This window comes from Kistimonas scapharcae, from assembly GCF_039540975.1.
Taxonomy (GTDB): Bacteria; Pseudomonadota; Gammaproteobacteria; order Pseudomonadales; family Endozoicomonadaceae; genus Kistimonas; species Kistimonas scapharcae.
The window spans coordinates 1-7,490 of record NZ_BAABFL010000345.1 but is presented as its reverse complement, the minus strand read 5'-3'; the positions used below and the strand labels follow the sequence as shown (position 1 = coordinate 7,490).

At 54.6% G+C, this 7,490-nt stretch carries 9 protein-coding genes; 5 read left to right on the top strand and 4 right to left on the bottom strand.

Annotated elements, in window-relative coordinates:
* Window positions 1-48: 48 nt before the first annotated feature.
* Window positions 49-357 (bottom strand): response regulator, encoded by a 309-nt coding sequence (locus ABD892_RS12405; protein WP_345196048.1) that lies wholly within the window; start codon window positions 355-357, stop codon window positions 49-51.
* 97 nt (window positions 358-454) lie between these two features.
* Window positions 455-1,435, bottom strand: coding sequence for an octaprenyl diphosphate synthase (ispB, locus tag ABD892_RS12400; protein WP_345196047.1), 981 nt, complete (start codon window positions 1,433-1,435; stop codon window positions 455-457).
* A gap of 295 nt (window positions 1,436-1,730) precedes the next feature.
* Here ispB and rplU point away from each other — a divergent pair, with 295 nt between their 5' ends.
* From rplU to proB, 4 genes are all read left to right on the top strand, one after another.
* Window positions 1,731-2,042, top strand: a complete 312-nt coding sequence (gene rplU / locus ABD892_RS12395; RefSeq protein WP_345196046.1) for a 50S ribosomal protein L21 — start codon at window positions 1,731-1,733, stop codon at window positions 2,040-2,042.
* A gap of 17 nt (window positions 2,043-2,059) precedes the next feature.
* Window positions 2,060-2,317: a 50S ribosomal protein L27 gene (rpmA, locus tag ABD892_RS12390; RefSeq protein WP_345196045.1), complete on the top strand. Its 258-nt coding sequence runs from the start codon at window positions 2,060-2,062 to the stop codon at window positions 2,315-2,317.
* Between the two features lie 171 nt (window positions 2,318-2,488).
* On the top strand, window positions 2,489-3,685 hold the full coding sequence (gene cgtA / locus ABD892_RS12385; RefSeq protein WP_345196044.1) for an Obg family GTPase CgtA: 1,197 nt from the start codon (window positions 2,489-2,491) through the stop codon (window positions 3,683-3,685).
* A 20-nt stretch (window positions 3,686-3,705) separates the two neighbouring features.
* On the top strand, window positions 3,706-4,830 hold the full coding sequence (gene proB / locus ABD892_RS12380; protein WP_345196043.1) for a glutamate 5-kinase: 1,125 nt from the start codon (window positions 3,706-3,708) through the stop codon (window positions 4,828-4,830).
* A 71-nt stretch (window positions 4,831-4,901) separates the two neighbouring features.
* Here the strand turns inward: proB and rpsT are convergent, their stop codons facing one another.
* Window positions 4,902-5,171 (bottom strand): 30S ribosomal protein S20, encoded by a 270-nt coding sequence (rpsT, locus tag ABD892_RS12375; protein WP_345196041.1) that lies wholly within the window; start codon window positions 5,169-5,171, stop codon window positions 4,902-4,904.
* 197 nt (window positions 5,172-5,368) lie between these two features.
* Between rpsT and murJ the strand changes: the two genes are divergently transcribed.
* Complete coding sequence (gene murJ / locus ABD892_RS12370; protein WP_345196040.1) at window positions 5,369-6,937, top strand: murein biosynthesis integral membrane protein MurJ; 1,569 nt, start codon at window positions 5,369-5,371, stop codon at window positions 6,935-6,937.
* A gap of 53 nt (window positions 6,938-6,990) precedes the next feature.
* Here murJ and ABD892_RS12365 read toward each other — a convergent pair.
* Window positions 6,991-7,490 (bottom strand): hypothetical protein (locus tag ABD892_RS12365; RefSeq protein ID WP_345196039.1); only part of this gene is annotated, 500 nt, incomplete at its 5' end.

Here is a 7,490-nt window from a genome sequence, read left to right as displayed (position 1 = left end):
GTTTTGTGCAAAAACTGTACTCTGTTGCCAAAAGTACGGCCAGCTTGCTCACATTCCCAAGGTTAAGCGGGATTTAAGGTTATTAAAGCTCGTTACAACATTGTTAAAGTCTGTGTAAGCAGATAGCAGTATCCGTTTGGCAGGGTGGTTTTGCCTGGCAAGATGGTGGAGTATGTCGGTGCCGGACAGGCCGGGCATGCGCTGGTCGGTAATGATCAGGTCAAACGACAGGCCTTCCAGTTCCGTAGGGCAATCAATCCCCTGCAGCATCAGGGTGTTATGGTCAGTATGCCGTTTTATGACGCGATGAATCGCACGCAGGATTTCGAGTTCATCGTCAATCAGAAGTATTTGCATGCCCCTCTGCTCCTTGACCTTACACTATCGTTTATAAACGATTCAGGCGGTCAGTAGAAGGGCGCAGGCAAGAGTGGTTTGGTAAACAGTGGCCGGGTTACTGGGTTCTGGCCACCGCAAAACGGGCCAGTTCTTCCATGGCGCCACGCTGGGGCGAGGTGGGCAGGTGCGCGAGCGCATTGATTGCCTTGTCCGCCTGTTCGCGTGCTTTCTGCTCGGTATATTCCAGTGCGCCGGACGATCTTACAATCGTGAGAATCTCATCAAGTTGATCAAGGCCGCCTTTCTGAATGGCTTTGCGAATCAATGCACCCTGTTCAGCAGAGCCTTCACGCATTGCATAGATTAGAGGCAGGGTAGGTTTGCCTTCGGCCAGGTCGTCGCCGACATTCTTGCCCATTTCAGCGCTGTCGCCGTTGTAATCGAGCAGGTCATCGACCAGCTGGAAGGCCATGCCAAGATGGTTGCCATAATCTTGTAACGCTTTTTCTGTTTTTTCGTCAGCGCCGGCCAGAATGGCTGCGGTATGACTGGAGGCTTCGAACAGCATGGCGGTTTTGCAGCGGATGACATCCATGTATTTTTCTTCAGAAATGGATGCGTCGCGTACATTCATCAGCTGCATGACTTCCCCTTCCGCAATGACGTTGGTGGCATCGGCCAGTACGTTCATCACCTGCATGTCGCCAATGTTGACCATGCACTGGAAGGCGCGGGAATACAGGAAATCGCCCACCAGGATGCTGGGCGCGTTGCCCCACTTGGCATTGGCGGTGGAGCGTCCACGGCGTAAATCCGAGGAATCCACCACATCGTCATGTAGCAGTGTTGCAGTGTGCAGGAACTCAATGATGGTCGCGAGTTCCACATGGCGCTCACCGGTATAACCGCAGGCACGGGCGGCCAGCAGCACCAGAAGAGGGCGCAGACGCTTGCCACCGGCCTCGATGATGTAGTGTCCGATCTTCTCAACCAGCGGCACATCTGACTGCAGTTGCTGGAGGATGCAGGCATTAACGGCCGTGAAGTCGTCTCTGACCGTATCGTAAATAGTGCTGACTGCAGGGTTTTGAGTCATTGAGGCGGGCGCTTATAACTAAAGGTAAATTCCCGCGAATCCTATGGGGTGGCGGGTAGCCTGTCAAGCAAAGGCGGAGAGATTGGGGAAGATCAGGCTTGTGCACTTATTGGACATTCCTTACAATGGCCGCCCCAATCTGGAGATCCCGCCCGTTGCTACTTTGTTATGGTGTGCCGGTTTACCGGAAAGCATCATGCAGCACAGGCACAGGAAACAGTGTTGGTTAACAGAAAATTCCATCCGTCCGGATGGATGCCTTTAACAAAAAGGCCCAGGATTTTCGGAGACTAAAATGTACGCAGTTATCAAAACTGGTGGCAAGCAGTACCGTGTTGCTGAAGGCGACACCCTGAAGATCGAGAAACTCGATATTGCCACAGGTGAAACCGTTGAATTTGACCAGGTGCTGATGATCGGCAACGGCGACGACGTAAAACTCGGCGCACCCGTTGTTGAAGGCGCTAAAGTAGCCGCTGAAGTGGTTGCTCAGGGCCGTGGCAAGAAAGTCATGATCATCAAGTTCCACCGCCGGAAGCACCATCGCAAGCAGATGGGCCACCGTCAGTGGTTCACTGAAGTGAAAATCACCGGTATCAGCGGCTAATATCAGGAGATTGATCAATGGCACATAAAAAGGCAGGCGGTAGTACTCGTAACGGCCGCGACTCGGAAAGTAAACGCCTTGGTGTGAAGCGTTTCGGTGGTCAGGTCGTTGCTGCGGGTAACATTCTGGTACGTCAGCGCGGCACCCGTTTCCACGCCGGTGAAAACGTCGGTGTTGGCAAGGATCACACCCTGTTTGCCAAGGCAGACGGCAAGGTGGTCTTCGAGGTGAAAGGTCCCAAGAATCGCAAGTACGTGCGAATCGAAGCGGCCTGATCCCGTTGTGAGATAAGCCGTGAGGATTGCGGTGTTTTCACACAGGTGAAGTCAGCGCGTTTTCATGGTTGAAAAGCCCCGCCTACGGTCGGGGCTTTTCTTTTATGTCCGGGTGGTTCGGACCGTTGGGGAAAACGGGGCGCGGATGGCCCGGCAGGTGGAGAGAGATTTATGAAGTTTGTCGATGAAGCACCGATCTTCGTGGAAGCGGGCAAAGGCGGCAATGGGTGTGTGAGCTTCCGCCGGGAAAAGTTTATCCCCAAGGGCGGTCCTGACGGCGGCAATGGCGGCAAGGGCGGCCACGTCTATGTCGTGGCGGATAATGACCTGAATACCCTGGTGGATTACCGTTACCAGCGTAAATTCAAGGCGGAAAACGGTGAGCAGGGCCGTGGTAGCAACTGTACCGGCAAGCAGGGTGAAGACCTGGTGCTGAAAGTGCCTGTGGGTACCACTGTCATTGATGAAGATATCGAAGAAGTCATTTGTGATCTGACCCATGCCGGCCAGAAATTCATGGTGGCCAAGGGCGGTCATAACGGGATTGGTAACAGCTGCTTCAAGTCCAGTACCAACCGTGCGCCGCGCGAGTCCACGCCGGGTAAGCCGGGTGAAGCGCGTAATATTCGACTGGAATTGAAGGTGATTGCGGACGTCGGCCTGCTGGGTATGCCAAACGCGGGTAAGTCGACCTTTATCCGTTCCGTATCCCATGCCAAGCCGAAAGTGGCGGATTATCCCTTTACGACCCTGGTACCAAACCTGGGCGTGGTAAGTGTCAAGCAACACCAGAGTTTTGTGATTGCGGATATCCCCGGGTTGATCGAAGGCGCGGCTGAAGGTGCGGGTCTGGGTATTCGCTTCCTGAAGCACTTGTCCCGTTGTCGGATTCTGCTGCACCTGGTGGATGTGGCGCCATTTGATGAGTCTGATCCGGTAGAATCGGCGAAAGCCATTATTCATGAGCTGGAAAGCTTCAGTCCTGCCGTGGCGCAGCGCGACCGCTGGCTGGTTCTGAACAAGGTTGACCTGCTGCCAGAGTCGGATCGTGATGCGATCTGCGATCGTATTGTCAGCGAGATGGGCTGGGAAGGGCCGGTATATCGGACTGCTGCGATCAGCGGACAAGGTACCGAACGTCTCTGCCAGGACATCATGCGTTTCATTGAAGAGAAAAACCTGCAGGAAGCGGAAGACGAAACCTTCGCCCAGGCGGAAGCCGAGCACCGTGCCCGCATGGAAGAGGAAGGCCGTATCCGGATTCACGAGCAGGCTGAACAGCGTCGGCTCAAGCGTCGGGCGATGAAAGAAGCGCAGCTGGATGAAGACGACGATGACGGCGAGGTAGAAGTCATTTACGCCCCTTAAGTCTTAGGAGCAAGGAACTAATGTCGAACCGGGAGATGCTGGCCGACACCCGTCGCTGGGTGGTCAAAATTGGCAGCGCATTGCTGACCAATGACGGCCGTGGCCTGAATGCTGAGGGTATTTCCCATTGGGTGGCCCAGATGGCGGCATTACGTCGCCATGGCGTGGAAGTGGTGTTAGTGTCATCCGGTGCGGTGGCAGCGGGCATGTCGCGGTTGGGCTGGAAAGAGCGACCGGCTGCGATGCATGAGTTGCAGGTCGCTGCAGCTGTGGGGCAGATGGAGCTGGCGCAGACCTGGCAGTCAGCGTTTGAGAAGCATGGGATTCAGACCGCACAGGTTCTGTTGACGCATGCCGATCTGTCAAACCGGCAGCGTTATCTCAATGCCCGCAGTGCGCTGGTCACGATGCTGGATCTAGGGGTTATTCCGGTCATCAATGAAAACGATACCGTGGTGACCGATGAGATCCGGTTCGGGGACAACGATACCCTGGGGGCGCTGGTGGCCAATCTGGTGGAAGCGGATGTGCTGACCTTGCTGACGGATCAGAAGGGGATGTTTACGGCAGATCCGCGTACGGATCCTGACGCTGAGTTGATTGATGAAGCCTATGCCTCGGATCGAAAGCTGGATGCCTTGGCGGGGTCTGGCGGCGGTAAGCTGGGTCGTGGTGGCATGGCAACCAAGTTGCGTGCGGCAAGACTGGCGGCCCGCTCGGGTGCGAAAACCCTGATTGTCGGCGGCAGAATCGAGAATGTGCTTGAGCGACTCTATGACAATGAGTCGCTGGGAACCCTGATGCTGCCGGATCATGCGCCGGAAGCAGCACGGAAGCGCTGGCTGGCTGGTCAGTTGCGGGTTCAGGGGCGTCTGGTCATCGACGCCGGGGCGATTAGAGCCTTGCGGGATTCGGGGCGGAGTTTACTGCCAGTCGGTGTGCGTTCTGTGGAAGGCCGATTCCAGCGTGGTGAGATGGTGGCCTGTGTGGATGGGTCGGGTAATGAAGTGGCCCGTGGTCTGGTTAACTATGGCAGTGAAGATGCTATGAAGCTGGCCGGTCATCCTTCACACCAGATTGCATCAATACTGGGCTATATCGATGAGCCGGAGTTGTTGCACCGGGATAACCTGGTGCTGGTCTGAGTCGATCCTGGTCATTGTGCAGACAAAGAAAAAGCCGGCGATTGCCGGCTTTTCTATGATCGGGTATCGGATCAGGCAGTTGCCAGAGCCTTAACCTTGTCGTTCAGACGGCTCTTATGACGAGCAGCCTTGTTCTTGTGGATGATGCCTTTGTCAGCCATGCGGTCGATAACCGGAACGGCGGCGGCGTAAGCGGCCTTGGCGGCTTCTGCATCCTTGCTTTCAACGGCTGCAATCACTTTCTTGATGGATGTGCGAACCATGGAACGCAGGCTTGCATTGTGCTTGCGGCTCTGTTCGGCCTGACGGGCGCGCTTCTTAGCAGAAGGAGAGTTAGCCAACTTTAGGTGCTCCTGAAACTTCGGACTGTATTTCTAAACGCGGAACTATGAAGGCAGAGTCAGTTATTGTCAACAGGGATTTCTCGGTGCCGCCCCATGCGTGGCCTGCCTTCGCGCGCCATGCGTACTTTTTTCACTGGTCGCTGGTGGCCGTGATTGGGTACACTCAGGGAAAATTCTGCTAATGCACCGTATTCATGTCATCACCCATTGAAGATCCGGGTTCCGGCAAGCCGGAACGGGGGCTGTTGCGCTCCAGTGTTACCGTTGGCTTTATGACCATGCTGTCCCGCGTGTTGGGACTGGCCCGTGATGTGGTCATCGCCGTTTATTTCGGTTCCAAGGCGGAAGCCGATGCGTTTTTTGTCGCCTTCAAAATCCCCAATTTCCTTCGTCGTTTATTTGCCGAAGGGGCTTTTTCCCAGGCGTTTGTACCGGTGTTGTCGGAGTACCGCACCAAGCGCCCTAAGGAGCAGGTGCAGGCACTGGTGAACCATGTGGCAGGTACACTTGGCTTGACACTATTTGGTGTGACCTCTCTCTGTATGCTTGCTTCACCATTACTGATTATGGTGTTTGCGCCGGGCTTTTATCAGGATACTGCCAAGCTGGAACTGGCAGGTAGTATGCTGCGTATAACATTTCCGTATTTGTTGCTGATCTCCCTGACCGCGTTTGCCGGATCGATACTGAACAGTTACGGACGTTTTGCGGTACCAGCATTCACGCCGGTACTGCTCAATGCCAGTTTGATTGGCGCCACCATTCTGATGAGCCCCTGGTTTGAACAACCGGTCATGGCGCTGGCCTGGGGTGTGGTGATTGCCGGTATTGCCCAGTTGTTGCTGCAGATTCCGTTCCTCTGGCAGATTGATATGCTGCCGACACCGAAATGGGGCTGGCAGGATGAAGGGGTGCGCCGTATTTTGACCCTGATGCTCCCGGCACTGTTCAGTGTGTCCGTCAGCCAGATCAACCTGCTGCTGGATACGGTGTTGGCGTCCTTCCTGCAAACCGGCAGTGTGTCGTGGCTGTATTACTCTGATCGCCTGTCTGAATTGCCTCTGGGTATTTTCGGTATTGCCATCGCTACGGTGATTCTGCCAAGTCTGTCGCGCAATCACGCCAAGGAATCGCCGGAAGCTTTTTCTGCGACGCTGGATTGGGCGCTGCGTATGGTGCTGCTCATCGGTATTCCAGCCGGCGTTGCCCTGTTTATTCTGGCGGAGCCGTTGATAGCCACGCTGTTCCATCATGGCCAGATGACCGGGCGCGATGTCATGATGTCCGCCATGAGCCTGCGAGCCTACGCGTTGGGTTTGACGGCGTTCATGCTGATCAAGGTGCTGGCGCCAGGCTATTTCGCCCGTCAGGACACCAAGACTCCGGTGAAGATTGCTGTTACTGCCATGGTGGCTAATATGGTGTTCAACCTCATCCTGGTCTGGCCATTGGATCATGTGGGGCTGGCGCTGGCGACGTCCATGTCTGCCCTGTTGAATGCCGGTTTACTGTTTAGTGGCTTACGGAAAGCGGATGTATTCAAACCGGCTGCTGGCTGGTCGGTTTATGGCTTCCGGTTGATAATGGCGAATGTTGCCATGGGGGCGGTACTGGTATGGCTATGCGCCGATCCTGAGCAGTGGTTGAACTGGGGCTTGTGGGCGCGAGTTGAGAATATAATTATTCTCGTGGTCAGCGGTGTGATGATTTATGCGATCGCACTGCTGATGATGGGGATGCGTATTCGACACTTCAGGCATTAAGCTGAAATTGGTGGCGGCATTCTTGGGACTGCCGCCACGTTCAGGATTTTTACTTACCCTATAGGGAAGCGTGGTAGCTTCGACCCACTATCCGGTGTGGCGATAAATGGGTCGAGGCCTGCCAGTGCGGCAATGATGTCTGGATCAATAACAGGCTGCCGTAACTGCTCCATATAGGCATTTATAAGAATTTGATCTAGATGTTTGCTATCCAGGCGCACTGCAATTTCCCGTCTGATATCCCGCTCTAAAATCGTTTGCAGGTCGTGAGGTGTTCTATAAGCTTGCATATACATGTCAAGTAAACATATGCAGGTTGTAATCTTTTGCATAGCGGAAGGAAAGCATTCAAACTTGGCTGTTAGTGTTGCCAGGACGGCCTCAAAATCGGAGGTGTCATATTCAGGGAGGTGGACTGGTTCACTTTCCATGGCATATGGCAATGATGCTCGGTGTGGGTTGCGAAGATCATGCGTATTCTGGCACAACTTGAACACCGATTCTGGTAACTCTTGAACACCCATTCTGGTAAGTCTTGAACACTGATTCTGGT

Excerpts from the sequence above, each read along its gene's own strand:
- ABD892_RS12405 (WP_345196048.1), bottom strand. The coding sequence starts at position 357 with ATGCAAATACTTCTGATTGACGATGAACTCGAAATCCTGCGTGCGATT.
- ispB (WP_345196047.1), bottom strand. The coding sequence starts at position 1,435 with ATGACTCAAAACCCTGCAGTCAGCACTATTTACGATACGGTCAGAGAC.
- rplU (WP_345196046.1), top strand. The coding sequence starts at position 1,731 with ATGTACGCAGTTATCAAAACTGGTGGCAAGCAGTACCGTGTTGCTGAA.
- rpmA (WP_345196045.1), top strand. The coding sequence starts at position 2,060 with ATGGCACATAAAAAGGCAGGCGGTAGTACTCGTAACGGCCGCGACTCG.
- cgtA (WP_345196044.1), top strand. The coding sequence starts at position 2,489 with ATGAAGTTTGTCGATGAAGCACCGATCTTCGTGGAAGCGGGCAAAGGC.
- proB (WP_345196043.1), top strand. The coding sequence starts at position 3,706 with ATGTCGAACCGGGAGATGCTGGCCGACACCCGTCGCTGGGTGGTCAAA.
- murJ (WP_345196040.1), top strand. The coding sequence starts at position 5,369 with ATGTCATCACCCATTGAAGATCCGGGTTCCGGCAAGCCGGAACGGGGG.